Genomic DNA, 16,300 nt, shown 5'->3' on the forward strand with positions numbered 1-16,300 from the left:
CAGATCAGAACGCGAGCGAGGCGATCACACCGGCGAGCGCGCCACCGATGACCGGGCCCACGACGGGCACCCAGGAGTAACCCCAGTCGGAGTCCTTCTTGCCGATGGCCTCGCCGTCGGTGCCCTTGTAGGACAACGGGAGCAGGGCGTGCGCGATGCGCGGGCCGAGGTCGCGGGCCGGGTTGATCGCGTAGCCGGTGGGGCCACCGAGGGAGGCGCCGATGCCGACGACGAGCATCGCGACGGCCAGCGGGCCGAGCTGGGTCGGGGTCTTGCCGAGGGCGAGGACCACGAAGACCAGGACGAACGTGCCGATGATCTCGCACACCAGGTTCCAGGTGTAGCTGCGGATCGCCGGGCCGGTCGAGAAGACGGCGAGCTTGAGGCCCTCGTCGGGCGTCTCGTCGAAGTGCGGCTTGTAGGCGAGCCACGCGAGCACGGCACCGAGGAACGCGCCGAGCATCTCACCGGCGAAGTAGACGAGCGTCGAGCCGACGCCGACCGGCACACCGGGTGCGAACTCGTCCGCGCCACTGGTGAGGATGCCGATCGTGACAGCGGGGTTAAGGTGCGCACCCGACTTGTACGCGATGTAGACACCGGCGAAGACGCCGAGACCCCAGCCGAAGTTGATCAACAGCCAGCCGCCGTCGAACCCCTTCGACTTGGCGAGCAGCACGTTGGCCACCACGCCCGCACCCAGCAACAGCAAGATGCCCGTGCCGAGCACCTCGCTGAGGAACACTGTCCCGAGACCCACGCTGGCCTCCCATTCGTCCTTGAACGGCTGATCACCACGTGGTGATTGAGGCGGAACGTAATGAGCCAGGTCACGCCTGCTCAACAGGCACGTTTCGACAATGTCGACACCTGTGACCCACGAAGGTGTGACCGACCGGTCACGCTGCGCGCAGACAAGGCGTTTCAGGCCTGTATCCAGGGGTGACGGGCGTCGTAGCTGTTCGACATTGCCGACACGGGTCGTCTCAATTACGTTTCTCGCGTGCCGGGACCCATCCAGTCGATCGAACGAGCCGCAGCCGTGCTGCGGCTGCTGGCGCGTGGCTCCGGCCATCACGGTCTCACGGAGATCGCCGACTCGCTCGGTCTCGCGCGCGGCACCGCGCACGGGATTCTCCGTACGCTGCAACGGGTCGAGTTCGTCGAGCAGGACCAGGCGACGGGCCGCTACCGCCTCGGCGCGGCCCTGCTGCACCTGGGAACGTCCTACCTCGACGCGAACGAGCTGCGTTCTCGATCGATCAACTGGGCCGACACGCTCGCCGCGCGCAGCGGCCAGGAGGTCAGGATCGGCATGCACCACGACGGTGCCGTGCTCGTCGTGCACCACGTGTTCCGGCCCGATGACTCTGTGCAAACACTCGGCATCGGCGCGATGCTGCCGTTGCACGCGACGGCGCTCGGCAAGGTGCTGCTCGCCTACGACCCGGACCTGTCGGCGGCCGCACGCCGGCGGGAGCTGACGTCGTTGACGCGCCGCACTATCACGCGCACCCAGATGCTCGAGCGCGTGCTGACCGAGGTGCGCGGGCAGGGCTGGGCGGGTGAGGCCGAGGAGTACATGCCGGGTGAGGCCAGCATCGCCGCGCCGATCCGGATCCCCGGCGGGCTGGTGATCGGCGCGATCGGCATCTCCGGCGCGGCGGACCGGCTGTGCGACTCGGCGGGCCGTCCTCGCCAGACGCTCGTGCGGCAGGTCGTGCAGGCCGCGGAGTCCGTCACCACTTCGCTTGTCGACGAGAACTGAGGGGCTCGCCGTGCAACGGTTCGTCATGGCCATCGACCAGGGCACGACGTCGACGCGCTGCATCGTGTTCGACCAGAACGCCCGCCTCGTCGCGGTCGCCCAGCGCGAGCACCGGCAGTACCACCCCCGTCCCGGCTGGGTGGAGCAGGACGCCGTGGAGATCTGGCGCAACGTCGACCGGATCGTGCCGCAGGCGTTGCGGCAGGCGGGGATCACCGCCGAGCAGGTCGTCGCGATGGGCATCACGAACCAGCGCGAGACGTTCGTGCTGTGGGACCGCCACACGGGTGTCCCGGTGGGACGCGCGATCGTCTGGGAGGACATCCGCACCGAGGACCTCGTGACCGAGCTGGGCCGCAAGCAGGGCATCGAGGAGGTCCGCGACCGCTGCGGCCTGCCGCTCGCGACCTACTTCTCGGCGCCGTCGCTGCGCTGGATGCTCGACAACACACCGGGTCTGCGCGCGAAGGCCGAACGCGGCGACGTGCTGTTCGGCACCATGGACACCTGGCTGATCTGGAACCTCACCGGCGGCGTCAACGGCGGCCTGCACGTCACGGACGTGACCAACGCGTCGCGGACGATGCTGATGAACCTCTCGACGCGCCAATGGGACCCGATGCTGCTGGAGTTCTTCGGCGTGCCGCCGGTGATCCTGCCGGAGATCCGCCCGTCGACCGAGATCAGCGGTGTCACGACGCGCGTGGTGCCCGGCATCTCGATCGCGGCGGCGCTCGGCGACCAGCACGCGGCGCTGTTCGGCCAGACCTGCTTCGAGAAGGGGTCGATCAAGGGCACGTACGGCACCGGCGGGTTCCTGTTGATGAACACCGGGACCGAGCTCGTGCGCTCGAAGCACGGGCTGCTGACGACGATCGGCTACCAGATCGGCGGTGAGCCGGCGTACGCGCTGGAGGGCTCGATCGCCGTCGCCGGGTCGCTGGTGCAGTGGTTCCGCGACAACCTCGGGCTGATCCACTCCGCGCCGGAGATCGAGACGCTGGCGCGCACGGTGAAGGACAACGGCGGCTGCTACATCGTGCCGGCGTTCAGCGGCCTGTTCGCGCCCCACTGGCTCTCGCAGGCGCGCGGGCTCGTCGTCGGGCTCACCTCGTACATCAACAAGGGGCACCTGGCGCGGGCCGTGCTGGAGGCGACGGGCTGGCAGACGCGCGAGGTCGTCGACGCGATGAACGCCGACCTCGGGGCGCCGACGCCCGTGTTGAAGGTGGACGGCGGGATGACCGCCGACCACCTCCTGATGCAGTTCCTCGCGGACGTGCTCGACATCCCGGTGATGCGGCCGCTCGTGGCGGAGACCGTGTCACTGGGTGCCGCGTACGCCGCGGGCCTGGCCGCCGGGTACTGGCCGGACCTCGAGGGGTTGCGGAGGAACTGGCACCTGGCCGCGCGGTGGAACCCGGCGATGGACGCCGGGTACCGCGAGACCGAGTACGCGAACTGGAAGCGGGCCGTGGAGCTCACGTTCGCGTGGGCCCGTTCCAGTCCGTCCACTTAGGAACCGGCGAGGAGCCGGTCAGGAGCGCTGCTTGCGCACCCAGGCGGCGACGTCGTCGGCGTCGATCGGCAGCGAGTCGGACAGGACGTCGGCGCCGGTCGACGTGACGACGAGGTCGTCCTCGATGCGCACGCCGATGCCCCGCAGCTCCGGCGGCAGCGTCTCGTCGTTCGGGTGGAAGTACAGACCCGGCTCGACCGTGAGCGCCATGCCGCGTTCGAGGATGCCCTGCTGGTAGGTCTCCTGGCGGGCGTCGGCGCAGTCGTGCACGTCGAGGCCGAGGAAGTGCCCGGTGCCGCAGACGATGTAGCGGCGGTGGTGCTGGCCGGACGGGTCGAGCGCCTTGTCGACGCTGACCGGCAGCAGGCCCCAGTCGTGCAGGCCCTCGGCGAGCACGCGCATGGCGGTGTGGTGGAAGGCGCTGTAGTCGTTGCCCGGCCGCACTTCCGCCAACGCCGCGACGTGCGAGCGGTGCACGAGGTCGTAGACCTGGCGCTGCGGCTCGCTGAACTCGCCGCTCACCGGGAACGTGCGGGTCACGTCGGCGGTGTAGAGCGAGTTCATCTCCACGCCGGCGTCGAGCAGGAGCAGGTCGGCGTCGTTCACGCGGCCGTCGCAGCGCGTCCAGTGCAGGACGGGGGCGTGCGGTCCGGCGGCGACGATCGACGTGTAGCCCGGGCCCTTGCCCTCGGTGCGGGCGCGGCGGTCGAACGTGCCCTGCAGCCAGCGCTCTCCCCCGCCGCGCACGGCCTGGCCGAGCTCCATCGCGACGTCGGCGAAGCCCTTGACGGACGCGTCGACGGCCTGGCGGAGCTGGTCGATCTCCCAGTCGTCCTTGATGCGGCGCAGCTCGGCGAGCACGGTGCGCAGCTCGTCGCTGTGCGAGCCGGTCAGCGCGTCGAGCAGCGGGTCGACGCCCTTGGCGACGAGGGTCTCGGGGTGGCGGCCGCGCAGGGCGTTCGCGAGGTCCTCGATCGGGCGGGCCGTGATGCCGAGCGCGGCACCCCACTCCTTCGGGCCGGCGGCGGCGCCGATCCAGAACGGGCTGCGGTCGGCGTCACCGAAGAAGTCGACGCTGTGGGTCTCGGACGGCACCGGCACGAACAGCGTGGCGTCGTCGTCGGTCAGCACCAGCACGGCGCCCTCGACCTGGCAGCCGGTCAGCCACACGAAGTCGCTGTCGGCGCGGAACTCGTGGAACGTGTCGTTGGACCGGACGTGCGCGCGCCCGGCGGCCAGCGCGATCCGCTTGCCCGGGAGCGCCGCGGTGAGCCTGGCGCGGTGGGCCGCGGCCGCCTCGGCGGTGCCCCGGGGCAGGTCGACGGAGCTGTCCCACTCACCCCAGCCGTCGCGGATGTACGTGCGGAAACCGTCCGCGTCCACCAGTTTCGCCATGTCACGGCGTGTCCGAGCCAATTCGCGTCCTTCCAGAGTGGTCCTCGCCTACCACCCTCCCTCCTCTCGGCGGGGTCTCGCCAATCCGGATCGGGGATAGCCTCAGGCTATGGAACTGGAGATCCGGCACCTGCGGGCGGTCTGCGCGATCGGCGACGCGGGCAGCCTCTCGCGCGCGGCCACGCAGCTCGGCATCTCCCAGCCGTCCCTCACGACGCTGCTGCAACGCGTCGAACGCCTGGTCGGCGGCAAGCTGTTCGACCGCGGCCGGGCCGGCGCCGAGCCCACCGCGCTGGGCGCCCAGATGCTGCAACGGGCCCGGTTGCTGCTGGTCGAGCTGGACGCGTTCGGGTCTGACATGGTCCAGCGGGACGGACCGTCCCGTCTCGGCTCGGTGCACATGGAGTGCGTCGCGTCGCTGTACACGCGGCTGGAGGAGGTGCTCGACGACATCACGATGGTGGTCGACCCCTCCTCGACGGGTCTGGCGCTGGCGCTCGCGAACGGGCACCTCGACGCGGCGGTGATCGCGGTCGACGAGGAGGGCGACCTGGGGCTGCCGCGCGGGGTGGCGCAGCGGGTCGTGGTGCCGTGGGTACCGGTGTACATCGCCGTTCCCGCTGGTCACCGGCTCGCGTCTCGTACCGAGATCGAGCTCGCCGACCTGGCGGGCGAGTCGTGGGTGGGGCCGCCGGGTGCCGAGGACGGGTCGTTGACGGCGTTGCGGGCGGCGTGCCGGGCGGTGGGGTTCGTGCCGCGGATCCGGTTCGAGATGCCGAGCGGCGCCGGGCGTCAGCTGATCGCGGCGGGCAAGGCCGTGCAGCTCGTGGAGCCGACGTCGCAGGGTGGCCCGGGGGTGGCGGTGCGGCCGCTCGCGGGGGCGCCGATGCGGATGCGGCTGGTGTTCGCGTGGCGGCGGGAGCGGCTGACCTTCCGTCAGGCCAGCCGCGTCTTCGCCGAGGTGCTCGGTGCCTACTCGGACCAGGCGATGGCGAGCCCGGTGTTCCGCCCGTGGTGGGAGGAACGGGGCGCGGCCCTCACCTCGGCCGAGTGATCAGCGCAGCGAGCCGAGCCAGGTGTACCAGTCCGCGTCGTAGCGGGTGCCGATCACCCGCGTGAGGTGGTCGCGGGCACCGGCCCAGTCCCCGGTCCTGTAGTCCGCCAGCACCGCCGCGACGTCGGCCGGGTGCCTCTCGGCGAGGTAGCGGACCGCGAGGTAACCCCAGTTGTAGACCCGTGTGGAGTCGTGGTCGTAGCTGGTGTCGAACAGCGTGCTCAGGGCGTACGTCCGCTTCTTCGCCTCGGCCAGCGCGGCGGTGTAGGTCTCGCCGCGGTAGCTGTAGGAGATGTACTCGGCGACGCCCTCGCTCCACCACACCGTCGGCGTGGTCATGTTCTCCTCGAAGTCGCCGTACATGTCGAACCGGCCGTCGAGGTAGTGGGTGTACTCGTGGTTGAGGTTCCAGATCGCGAACGTCGGCAGCCAGTCGGCCTCGTGCGCGATGAACCGCGCCTGGTTGAGCGCCGGGTCGCCCTCGAGGTACATGCCGCCGTTGTTGGTGGAGATGTCGAACAGCACCCCCGCGTACGTCCGGTAGTCGTTGCTGGTGTCGAAGACGACGACCTCCAGTGAGGTGTTGTTGTCACCGGCCACGGGTCCGGGGTCGCGCACGACCGCGTGGAAGGCCGCGTCCTGCCCGGCGAGCGACGCGCAGGTCTGGCGGAGCTGGGTCCGGGTGAGCTGCTGTGCGCGGATCTTCAGGGTGGCGCTGCACGTGTGCCGGACGGTGAGGACGCGGCGGTCGATCTTCGCGCGGAAGTCGCACGTGTTGTAGCGGCGGCAGTTCGCCTTGTCGTACCAGTCGACCATCTCCGCGACGCCCACCCACAGCGGGGCGAGACGGCCGACGACGTCACCGCGGCTCGCCAGGTCGGCGAGGTACGGGCGGGCGTAGAGCGCGATGTCGTTGTACTGCAGGAACCTGCCGAGCTCGCGAGTGGCGTTGTGGACGAGGTACTGGCGGTCGGTGCCGAAGAAGTCCAGGTGTGCCAGCACGAACCGGCGCAGCGCCCGCAGGATCTCCGGCTCGGCCCGCACGGCGGCGAGGAACTCCGGCTGTGCGTGGCCGTAGTAGAGCAGGAGCATGCCGGCGTGCACGGCCGCGTCGTCGGCGGTGGTGTAGCTGTCGAGCAGGCGGGTGAGGGCGCGCAGGTCGGCCGGGTAGTCGGCGGCGGTGGCGGACTGGATGGAGGAGGCGGGGGTGGTGTGGAGGGTGGTGCGGGCGATCTCGGGTGGGAGCAAAGGGCTCGCCGGCGACGTGAGGGGCGCGGCGTGCGCGCGGTCAGGGGCCGGTGCGGCGTGGGCAGGGGCCGCACCAGGCGCAGCGGTCGCGGTCGCCGGAGCGAGCCCGGCCAACAGCGCCACAACCAGGGCAAGTGATCTCATCGGGTGTCCTCCGCAGGGTTCGAGGTGCCCCAGAGCGTCACACCGCCCACCGGCCCGCGAGCATCCCTTCCGCTCATAGCGCGCTGCTATGGAAGCGCTCACGACAACCTTGTCGTCCTGTCTCGCTTGTCCTCTTGCCCCTGTGCGAGGTCGAGGAGTTCGTCCTTGGTCTTCGAGGCGGGGCGCGGAAACCCGGATCGTGCTCGACAAGCCCGCGCGACGGCGGCGCGTTCCCGAACTCCGGCCGGCTCCGCGTCACCGGAAAGCCGTTCTGGGCTACATCGGTGTCGTGACAGCGTTGTCCGCCGACGACCTGCAGCGACAACTACCTGTGGCTGCTGCCCGGTGATCAACGTGAGATCACGCCGTTCTGGCACCGGCGCGGCCTCACCTCCGGACAACCCCGGGTGACCGTCGAGGCCTACAGCTAGGCGCTGTCCTGCAAGTCTCGTTGGGCGGCAGTAGCGGCCGAGGGACCCGGAGGCGGCACCACCGCAACGCCCGGATACGCCCGGTATGAGGTCATCGCGGCGGCACCGCCTCCGGGTCTCTCGCCCGCGCCTGTCACCGAACGAACTTGCAGGACAGCGCCTAGTCCGGTTCGCGGGGAGCGGCGAACAGCAGGTGCCGCACGTGCGCGGGTCCCTTGGCCAGCGCACGCGCGGCCTCCTGGTTCTCCTGGTCCACGACGGTGCCGCGTTCGACGTGCTGGCGCAGGTGCTCCTGCCACGTCGCCACGGTGAAGGTCTCGAGGAACGTCTCGGGCTGCTCGGTGTCGCGGAACAGCCCCCACATCGTCGCCCCCGTGCGGCGCCGGGCCCGCCCGACGCGTTGCATGGCGTCGACGAACGCGTCCTCGTTCTCCGGTGCGACGGGCCACTCCACCGTGACCAGCACGGGGCCCGCGTCGGTGTCGTCGATCTCCGGCGGTTCCTCCCAGTACGTCGCCGGGCTGACGTCGAGCGGCCGGTCGTTCAGCGGCAGCCATCGGGTCGCGGCGAGCGCCAGCACGACCATCGCCACCGCGGGCGCGATCATGGCGACCTTCAGGCTGTACGCGTCCGCGATCGCGCCCCACACGACCGCGCCGAGGGCCTGCCCGCCCATCAGGATCAGCTGGTAGTAGGCCAGGGCCCTGGCCCGCGTCCACGCCGGCAGCAGGACCTGCGCGGTGGCGTTGAACGTCGACAGCGTGGCGATCCAGCAGGCGCCGGTGAGCAGCATGGCGACGATCACCAGCGCGAAGCTCTGCGTGAGCACCGCCGTGCTGGTCGCCCCGGCGTAGACGAACGTCGCGAGCAGCACCATCCGGTTCTTGCTCATGCGCTGCAACAGCTTCGGCACCACGAACGCGCCGCCGATCGCACCCGCGCCGACGCTGCCGAGCAGCACGCCGTACCCGCTGGCGTCGAGCCGCAACGGGCCGCGGGCGATGGCCGGCAGCAGTGCCCACAGGCCGCTGCCGAACACGATGAACAACGTCAGCCGCGTGAGCACCCGCCGGAACAGCGGTGAGCTCGCCACGTACCTGGCGCCCGTGCGCATGGCGGTCGTGATGTGCTCCGCGCCGAGCGGGCGGTGGTCGGACGGCCGCTTCCACCGGGTGAGCACGATCAGGACGCCGAAGAAGCTCACCGTGTTGAACGCGAACGTCGCCTCCGGCCCGGACAGCGCGATCAGCAGCCCGCCGAGCGCGGGGCCGATCGCGCGTCCGACGTTCATGTTGACGCCGTTGAGCAGCGCGGCCTGCGGGATCTCCTCGCGGGACACCAGTTCCGGCTGGATGGCCTGGAACGACGGCATCGACAGCGCCTGCCCGATCGCCATCAGCGCGAGCAGCCCGAGCAGGGTCGGCGGCGTCGCGGAGTCCGTGCCCGCGAGCAGCATCAACCCGCCCGCGCCCGCGAGCATCAACGCCTGGCCGGCGATCAGCACCTGCCGCCGGTCGAGGATGTCGCCGAGCGCCCCGGACGGCACCACGAGCAGGAACACGGGCAGCGTCGTGGCGGTCTGCACGAGCGCGACCTGCAGGGCGTTGCCGCCCAGGTCACCCATGAGCCACTGCGCGCCGACGGTCTGCGCCCAGGTGCCGATGTTGGAGGCGAACTGGGCGAGCCACAGCGCGCGGAACGCGTTGCGGCGCAGGGGTGCCCACGGGGAGACGGTCACTGCCTGATCTTCACACCTGGTGGTGCGCATTGCCGAGCACGACCGCAGGCTGATTTCGGTCTACACTGAAGCTATTGCGAGCACAGCGCCTCGCTCTCGTGAGTGATTTGAGTCACACGCCACCTGCGGATGCGCCCGTCCAGGACGTGTGAACGGTCCTCGCGCGCTCGACCGGTTCCCGAGTTGAGAGCGCTTCCAGAACCTGGGAAAACAACTGCTCACGCCCAATGCGGCCGCCCGGAAGCCGCCCGTTTCCACCAGTCGAGACCGATTGTGAACATTCGTCTCAATCGGGTACGCATTCGAGCAACAGGGAACGGCCGCTGCATTTCTGCCTGATACTGCGCGCATAGCTGGCAGAGCAGAAAGGTTCCGAGCACTCGTGATCACGCCCGAGTACTTGCTGTCGACCCGCGAGTTCGAGGTGCTGTGGCAGACGCTGCGGCTCGGCAGAATGCCGTACCCGCTCGACGTGCCCAGCGAAGGAGCGACCGAGCAGGCCGTCAAAGCCTTGCAGGCCAAGACGATCGAAGGACTGCGCAGGCGTGGCGTCGCCGACGACGCGCGGCTCGAGGACCTCCTGCGCCTGCTCGGCGACCACGAGGTGTCCGTGGACGCCGTGGCCGGGCTCGACCGCACCGTGCGGGCCCTGGCCGCCGCCAGCGGATCCGACGCCGTGCTCGCCGTGATCGACGGCGACAACGTCGGCCTCTCCCAGATCAGGCCCACCGCGCTCGCGCGCGAGATCGTCCGGGTGCTGCCCGAGGGGGTGGCGGGGCCCGGCAGCGCGCTGTCCGTGCGGCTCGAGACGTTGCAGCAGGCGGTCGCGCTGCAGGAGGCCGAGCAGGAGGAGGACTCCGAGGACCCGTGGGGCGCGGCCGACGAGGAGCTCGACGACCGCGAGGCGCTGCTCAAGGCCGGTCTGTCCGCGCAGGACGCGCGCCAGATGGACGAGCTGGCGCAGAGCCGCGTCGCGGGCGGCCAGTTCGGCGTCACGCACGGCCGGCACCGCGCGGACGTGGTGATCAACTGGTTCGACACCCACCAGGGCCGTTACCTGATGGTGCGCTCGGACGGCTGGCTCAGCCTCTCCCCCACCGACAACGACCGCATCGCGACGCGGATCGACGCGGTGCTGGCCTGACGGCGGTGCGGCGCAGCACACAAGAATGATCCAAATCGGGCAACACGGGCGTACCCTCCGGGGTGCGCCCGTGTTCTCGTGAGACGTCAAACGATTCAGCCGATCCGGTGAACGCCGAACCAGCCGGTGACGTACCTCAAGAGAGCCCTAAATCGAGGATAATTGGCGATGTGATTTGGGTCACATCAGGCCTTGTCAAGGGCCGTTCCAGGGATGTGAACGGAGATCGGAAGCCCGAACGGGCACCACACCGAGAGCGCTCCCACAACCAGGGCAAACGATCACGCTGTTACACGACGTTCACCTGGTCGTGGCCCGATTCGGTCAGTGGCAACGGATTGTGAACGCGGATCTCAATTGGTAACTCGCGCGCCGCAAAGTGAGCGATGCACCAAAGAACCCCCGATACTGCCCGCATGTACATCGTCGGTGACAAAGACGCTGTCCCGCTCAGGGAGACCGTCAGCTCGGGTCAGGTGCAGATCGACCCGACCGCGGGCGAGGAACTCCGCAAGCAGTTCCAGGCCCAGATCGACCAGGTCGACTCCTGGATCGAACGCGCCACCACGAGCATCGCCCGGCCGGCGGCGCTCGGAGCGAACCCCGTCGGGGACAAGATGCGCGACAAGTTCACCCATCGCGCCGAGGGTGAGCAGTACTCGTTCGTCAGCGTCATGACCGCGTACCGCACCGTCCTCGAGCAGACGAAGAACTCGATCGTGGAAGCAATCGGGAACTTCGAGGCGTTGGACGAGGAACACCAGGCCGAACTGAAGAAGCACATGGGTAACAGCTGATCTCGTGGCCAGCTGATCCAACGACGTGAGAGGCGAGCCGGTCATGCCCCCCGAGACCGACCCGAGAGACATCGAGAACGTCCCGGTCCTCACGGACCCGCAGAACTGGGCGTCCCGCTCGCACCAAGAGCTCTACGCCGCGGTGCACAACAACAACGACCCCGGTCAGGCCGGCCAGATCAGCTCCGACTGGAGCAAGTACGGCTCCGAGCTCACCGAGGCGTCCCGGACCATCAACTCCGTCATCACCTCGTCCGAGTCGAAGTGGACGGGTGACGCCGCCGAGGCCGCCCGCGCCGCGATGAAGAAGCTCGGGGACTGGGTCGACGAGACCGCGAAGACGGCCGTCGAGGTCGGTACCAAGGTCGCGGACCAGGGCCGGGTCATGGAGAGCGCCAGGGCCCAGATGCCCCAGCCCGTCCAGTTCGACTGGAACAAGGCCGCGGCCGCGCTGTCCCAGCCCGGCACGCCCGCCTTCGTGCTGGCCTCCGCGGACATCGCGATCGCCAACGCCGCGTCGCGCGCCGCGCACGACCAGGCCGTCGGCGTGATGACCAACATGGAGAACAACTCCCGGCAGATCGACTCGTCGACTCCCGCCTTCAAGCCGCCGTTCAACCCGAACACCGGCAAGGTCGAGGAGCCGGTGATGGCGGTGCCGCAGTCCGGTGCCGTGGCGCTGAACAACGGTGTGGACGGCCTCATGTCCACCCAGGCGGCGAGCGCCGGTACCGCCGTGGCGGCCCCTCCGACCGGCCAGCAGGCGGGTTCCGGCGCGGGCGCGGGCGCCGGTGGCGGCGCCGGTGGTGCCAGTGGCGTGAACCAGCCCGCCGCGGCGGCCTACTCCCCGAGCGCGCCCGGCTACAACGCCCCGGCAGGTCCCGGTGGCGGTGCGGGCGGCGGCGCCGGTGGTGGCGCGGGCAGCAGCTACACCCCGCAGATGGGTGGCTACACCGGCAACACCAACACGAACACCGCGGCGGCCTACACGCCGACCGCTCCGGGCTACAACACCCCGACCAACACCGGTGGCACGTACACCAGTGGTGGTGGCGGCGGTAGCAGCTACACCCCGCAGATGGGCGGCCCCGGCTACACGCCGCAGATGGGCACCGGCGGCAAGGGCGGCACCGGGCAGGGCCAGAACATCCCGAAGGTCCCGGTCGTCGGCCGCGACGTCGCGAACCCGAACTACACCCCGCAGAACATCAAGGGCGGTCCCGCTCCCTACACGCCGACGGCGCCCGGTTACACCGGTCCCGGTGGCGCGGGCGGCGGCGCCGGTGGTGGCGGCGGTGGCGGTGCCGGCGGTGGTGCCGGCGGCGGCGCGGGCATGAAGGGCGGCCCGATGCCGTACACCCCGCAGATGGGTGCCGGTGGTGGCGGCGGTGCCGGTGGCGGTGGCGCGTTCGGCGGTGGCGCCGGCGGTACCGCGGGTGCCGGTGGCGGCGCGATGCAGTCCGGTGGCGCGGCGGGTGTCCAGGGAGCCCGCGGCGGCATGCCGATGGGCATGGGTCCCGGTGGCGCCGCGGCGGCCGGTGCGGGCATGGGCGCGGGTGCCCCGATGGGTGGCGCTCCGGGTGCCGGTGGCAGGGGCGAGGAGGACAAGGAACACCGTTCCGCCAGCTACATCATGGGCGGCGACCTGTTCGAGGTCCCCGGTGAGAACCTGCCCCCGTCGGTCATCGGCGCCGCCAAGGTCAAGAAGCAGAAGGGGACCGAGTCGCAGTGATCACGCCCGAGTTCCTGCTCACGCCGCGCGAGTTCGACGTGCTGTGGAACGACCTGCGGCTCGGCAGCGTGCCGTACCCGCTGGACGTGCCGAGCGAGGGCGCGACCGAGCAGGAACGCCGCGTGCTGGTCACCGAGACGATGGACGACCTGCGTTCGCGCGGGCTCGCCGACAACGACCGTCTCGAGGACTTCCTGCGGCTGCTCGACGATCACAAGGTGTCCGTGGACGCCGTCGCGGGTCTCGACCGCACCGTGCGCGCACTCGCCGTCTCGAACGGCGAGCGCGCCGCGCTCGCGATCATCGACGGCGACCTGGTCGGTCTCGTGGAGATCCGGGAGACCGGCATCGCCCGCGAGATCGTCAAGGTGCTGCCCGACGCCGTGCCCGGACCGGGCACGGCGGTGAACGTGCGTGTCCAGTCCCTCCAGGACGCCGTCGCGATCCAGGAGGCCGAGGGCGCGGCCGACCCCGACGACCTGTTCGGCGAGGGCGGGGTGGACGAGAAGGACGCCCTGCAGCAGGCCGGCCTGTCCCCCCAGGACGCCCAGCAGTTCGACGAGCTCGCGTCCAACCGCGTCGCCGGCGGCCAGTTCGGCGTCACCCAGGGCCGTCAGCGGTCCGGTGTCGTCATCAACTGGTTCGACACCCACCAGGGCCGCTACCTGATGGTCAACTCGGACGGCTGGCTCAGCGTCTCGCCGACCGACAACGACCGCATCGCCACCCGCATCGACTCTGTGCTCGCGTGAACTGACGCGCGAAAGCAGTACCGCAGTTGAACCGCCGCCGCCGGAGGACCGTGTGACATCCGCGAACGACTACAAGTACGACCCCACCAACCCGCTCGGGTGGGTCGAGGCGTACGAGGCCAGGTTGGCCGACCTGAAGCAGAAGTCGGAGGACCTCACCGAGAACTTCGCGGCGGCGGGCGCCACCGTCGCGTCCAAGGACGGCGCGGTGACCGTGACCGTGGGCCCCAACGGCGGACTGCAGAACCTGCAGCTGGGGCACCGCGCGATGGAGCTGGGCGCACCCCGGCTCACCGCGCTGATCCTGGAGACCGCGCGGGCTGCCCAGAAGCAGGCCGCGACCCAGGTCCTCGAACTGTTCGCGCCCCTGGGCGAGGGCACCGAGGCCTACCAGATGGTGTCGGACTCGATCCCGGACGACGAGGTCGAAGAGGACACCGACGCGTACGACGAGCCCGACGACGAGCCGGAACCTGCTCCGGCCCCGCCCGTCAGCAGGCCCGCCGCGGCACCGCAGCCCCCGCCCGTGCGGGGCAAGAGCCGTGCGGCCGACGACGATGACGACGACAACCAGCCCTGGTAAGGAACAGCGATGACCGCGCCTGAAACTCCCCTCCCGTCACCTCCCGGGATGCACATCACCGAGGAGAACAAGCTCAAGGGCTCGCTGTTCATCGAGGCCTACGGCAGCTTGATCGACGGCATCAGCAAGGACGCCGAGTCCGAGACCGAGAAGGCCTTGGACATCACGTTCAACGCCATCGGTGCCGCCTCGGCCACGGTGATGCTGGCGATCGACCCGCTCGGCAGCATCATCGGCGCCGGCGTCGGCTGGCTGATCGAGCACGTGTCGTTCCTGCGCGACGCCCTGAACCAGTTGATGGGCAACCCGGAGGAGATCCAGGCCAACGTCGAGGCGAACAAGGCACGCGCGGCCGAGCTGCGGGTGCTGGCCGAGGACCACAAGAGCGGCCTCGCGACGTTCGACGGCTGGACGGGCGAGGCGTCCGAGCGCTACAAGGCGTCGATGGACAACATGACCCACGAGCTCGAGGACCTCGCCAACGCGGTCGAGTCCAAGGCCAAGATCGTCGCGATCATGGGCATGCTCGTCACGGTCCTGCGCGACATCGTCCGCGACCTGATCGCCCAGCTGATCGGTTCGCTGATCGGTGGCGCGCTCATCGCCGCCGCCATGATGATCCCGACGTTCGGCGCCTCGATCCCGATCTTCGCGGGCTTCGCGGTCGGCAAGGCCGTCGCACTGGGCGTGAACATCGCGTCCCGCGTCGCCCGCGTCGTCGCGGCCCTCGGCCGTCAGATGAAGCGCATCGGCGACCTCGACGACATCATGAAGAAGGTCAGCAAGGGCTGGGAGCGGTTCGAGAACTCCGCCGACGTCGCCGAGATCACCTACGAGGGCTACAAGGCGCAGGACGGCGTCAACAAGAAGATCGACGAGGCGATGGAGAGCAGGGGCGGCGGTGGCGGCGGCAACACGCCGCCCGGTGCCACCGACGGCAAGACCGCCGCGGACACGACCGGCACCGCGAGCGCCACGCTCGCGAACGCCCGTGTCGGCATGGTCCAGGCGGAGGGCACCGCGCAGGCGACCCTCGCGAGCGCCCGCATCGGCACCGTCCAGCCGGACGGGTACGCCCAGGCGACGCTCCCGAACGCCCCGCTCCGGGCGACGGCCTCGGCCGAGCCGATGCAGGCCCTGAGGCGGACGGCGAGCGAGCCGCTGCAGCCGACGCACGCTCTGCGGGCGATGGACGCGGGCGAGCCGTTGCAGGCCCGTACGGCCGCGATGCACGCCACCGAGCCGTTGCAGGCCCGTACGGCCGCAATGCACGCCACCGAGCCGTTGCAAGCCCGTACCGCCGCAATGCACGCCACCGAGCCGTTGCAAGCCCGTACCGCCGCAATGCACGCCACCGAGCCGTTGCAGCCGATGCAGCGGACCGCGATGGTGGCGGCCGAGCCGATGCAGCCGTTGCAGCGCGCGCAGATGGACGCCCCGGTGCAGCCGATGCAGCGGGCGGAGGCCGTGCAGGCGCCCATGGCGTTCCAGCGGGCCGAAGCCGTGCAGGCGCCCATGGCGTTCCAGCGGGCCGAAGCCGTCCAGGCGCCCATGGCGTTCTCGTCGTCGTCGGACTCGACCATGACGTCGGGCGTCAGCATGACGGCGGGCGCAGGGGGCCATGAGGTCGCACAGCCGATGCAGGCGCGTGAGATGTACATCAGCCCGGAGACGCCGTCGGAGCCGTTGCAGGCTTCGGGTGGTTACGAGCCGCTCGCGCGCACGCAGATGTCGCACGCGTACGACGCTCTCGAGCCGTCGCAGTACTCGCGCGTCGAGGCCGAGCCCGCGTTCTACGAGAGCGTCAACCCGCTCATGGCGGGCGAGCCGGTGCAGCCCATGGGTTACGAGGCCGCCGGCGGTGCCGAGGCCCAGCCCCTGAGGCCGACCATCTCGCACGAGCGGTCCGCACGGCCGACAGAGTAAGTCCCAGCCAACAGCCGGGATCCCGCGATCCCGCCTCGTTCTGACGCAGTTCTTGGAGAATCGCCGCTC

13 protein-coding genes and 1 pseudogene are annotated in these 16,300 nt (G+C 70.3%); 10 read left to right on the forward strand and 4 right to left on the reverse strand.

The window, feature by feature from the left end; translation table 11 throughout:
* Nucleotides 1-4 precede the first annotated feature (4 nt).
* Entirely contained in the window at nucleotides 5-760 is a 756-nt protein-coding gene (locus tag ACWF7A_RS02725) for an MIP/aquaporin family protein (RefSeq protein ID WP_452248657.1), read from the reverse strand.
* A 243-nt stretch (nucleotides 761-1,003) separates the two neighbouring features.
* Between ACWF7A_RS02725 and ACWF7A_RS02730 the strand changes: the two genes are divergently transcribed.
* Nucleotides 1,004-1,768 carry an IclR family transcriptional regulator gene (locus tag ACWF7A_RS02730; RefSeq protein ID WP_452248658.1) on the forward strand — a complete coding sequence of 255 codons (765 nt, stop codon included), beginning with the start codon at nucleotides 1,004-1,006 and terminating at the stop codon, nucleotides 1,766-1,768.
* A gap of 25 nt (nucleotides 1,769-1,793) precedes the next feature.
* Nucleotides 1,794-3,287 carry a glycerol kinase GlpK gene (glpK, locus tag ACWF7A_RS02735; protein ID WP_452248905.1) on the forward strand — a complete coding sequence of 498 codons (1,494 nt, stop codon included), beginning with the start codon at nucleotides 1,794-1,796 and terminating at the stop codon, nucleotides 3,285-3,287.
* A gap of 18 nt (nucleotides 3,288-3,305) precedes the next feature.
* On the opposite strand, the gene ACWF7A_RS02740 is transcribed toward glpK, so the two are convergent.
* The gene (locus tag ACWF7A_RS02740) at nucleotides 3,306-4,682 is read right to left on the reverse strand and encodes an aminopeptidase P family protein (RefSeq protein WP_452248659.1); all 1,377 of its coding nucleotides are present in this window, start codon (nucleotides 4,680-4,682) and stop codon (nucleotides 3,306-3,308) included.
* 109 nt (nucleotides 4,683-4,791) lie between these two features.
* On the opposite strand from ACWF7A_RS02740, the gene ACWF7A_RS02745 reads away from it, so the two are divergent.
* Nucleotides 4,792-5,736 (forward strand): LysR family transcriptional regulator, encoded by a 945-nt coding sequence (locus ACWF7A_RS02745; protein ID WP_452248660.1) that lies wholly within the window; start codon nucleotides 4,792-4,794, stop codon nucleotides 5,734-5,736.
* Here the strand turns inward: ACWF7A_RS02745 and ACWF7A_RS02750 are convergent, their stop codons facing one another.
* Nucleotides 5,737-7,128, reverse strand: coding sequence for a collagenase (locus ACWF7A_RS02750; RefSeq protein WP_452248661.1), 1,392 nt, complete (start codon nucleotides 7,126-7,128; stop codon nucleotides 5,737-5,739).
* 311 nt (nucleotides 7,129-7,439) lie between these two features.
* Between ACWF7A_RS02750 and ACWF7A_RS02755 the strand changes: the two are divergent.
* A pseudogene (locus tag ACWF7A_RS02755) lies at nucleotides 7,440-7,559 on the forward strand (hypothetical protein); the annotation flags it as partial.
* Nucleotides 7,560-7,719: 160 nt separating this feature from the next.
* On the opposite strand, the gene ACWF7A_RS02760 reads toward ACWF7A_RS02755, so the two are convergent.
* On the reverse strand, nucleotides 7,720-9,297 hold the full coding sequence (locus ACWF7A_RS02760; protein ID WP_452248662.1) for an MFS transporter: 1,578 nt from the start codon (nucleotides 9,295-9,297) through the stop codon (nucleotides 7,720-7,722).
* A gap of 382 nt (nucleotides 9,298-9,679) precedes the next feature.
* Here ACWF7A_RS02760 and ACWF7A_RS02765 point away from each other — a divergent pair, with 382 nt between their 5' ends.
* The 6 genes from ACWF7A_RS02765 to ACWF7A_RS02790 all read left to right on the forward strand — a co-directional run bounded on the left by ACWF7A_RS02765 (nucleotide 9,680) and on the right by ACWF7A_RS02790 (nucleotide 16,231).
* Nucleotides 9,680-10,441 carry an ESX secretion-associated protein EspG gene (locus tag ACWF7A_RS02765; protein ID WP_452248663.1) on the forward strand — a complete coding sequence of 254 codons (762 nt, stop codon included), beginning with the start codon at nucleotides 9,680-9,682 and terminating at the stop codon, nucleotides 10,439-10,441.
* A 416-nt stretch (nucleotides 10,442-10,857) separates the two neighbouring features.
* Nucleotides 10,858-11,238, forward strand: coding sequence for a hypothetical protein (locus ACWF7A_RS02770; RefSeq protein WP_452248664.1), 381 nt, complete (start codon nucleotides 10,858-10,860; stop codon nucleotides 11,236-11,238).
* A gap of 43 nt (nucleotides 11,239-11,281) precedes the next feature.
* On the forward strand, nucleotides 11,282-12,970 hold the full coding sequence (locus ACWF7A_RS02775) for a PPE domain-containing protein (protein ID WP_452248665.1): 1,689 nt from the start codon (nucleotides 11,282-11,284) through the stop codon (nucleotides 12,968-12,970).
* Nucleotides 12,967-13,722: an ESX secretion-associated protein EspG gene (locus ACWF7A_RS02780; RefSeq protein ID WP_452248666.1), complete on the forward strand. Its 756-nt coding sequence runs from the start codon at nucleotides 12,967-12,969 to the stop codon at nucleotides 13,720-13,722. The genes ACWF7A_RS02775 and ACWF7A_RS02780 overlap by 4 nt, the downstream gene beginning before the upstream one ends.
* Before the next feature lie 52 nt (nucleotides 13,723-13,774).
* Nucleotides 13,775-14,305: a YbaB/EbfC family nucleoid-associated protein gene (locus tag ACWF7A_RS02785; RefSeq protein ID WP_452248667.1), complete on the forward strand. Its 531-nt coding sequence runs from the start codon at nucleotides 13,775-13,777 to the stop codon at nucleotides 14,303-14,305.
* A 9-nt stretch (nucleotides 14,306-14,314) separates the two neighbouring features.
* Complete coding sequence (locus tag ACWF7A_RS02790; RefSeq protein WP_452248668.1) at nucleotides 14,315-16,231, forward strand: hypothetical protein; 1,917 nt, start codon at nucleotides 14,315-14,317, stop codon at nucleotides 16,229-16,231.
* Nucleotides 16,232-16,300: the final 69 nt, after the last annotated feature.

Source organism: Lentzea sp. NPDC055074 (genome assembly GCF_053608005.1).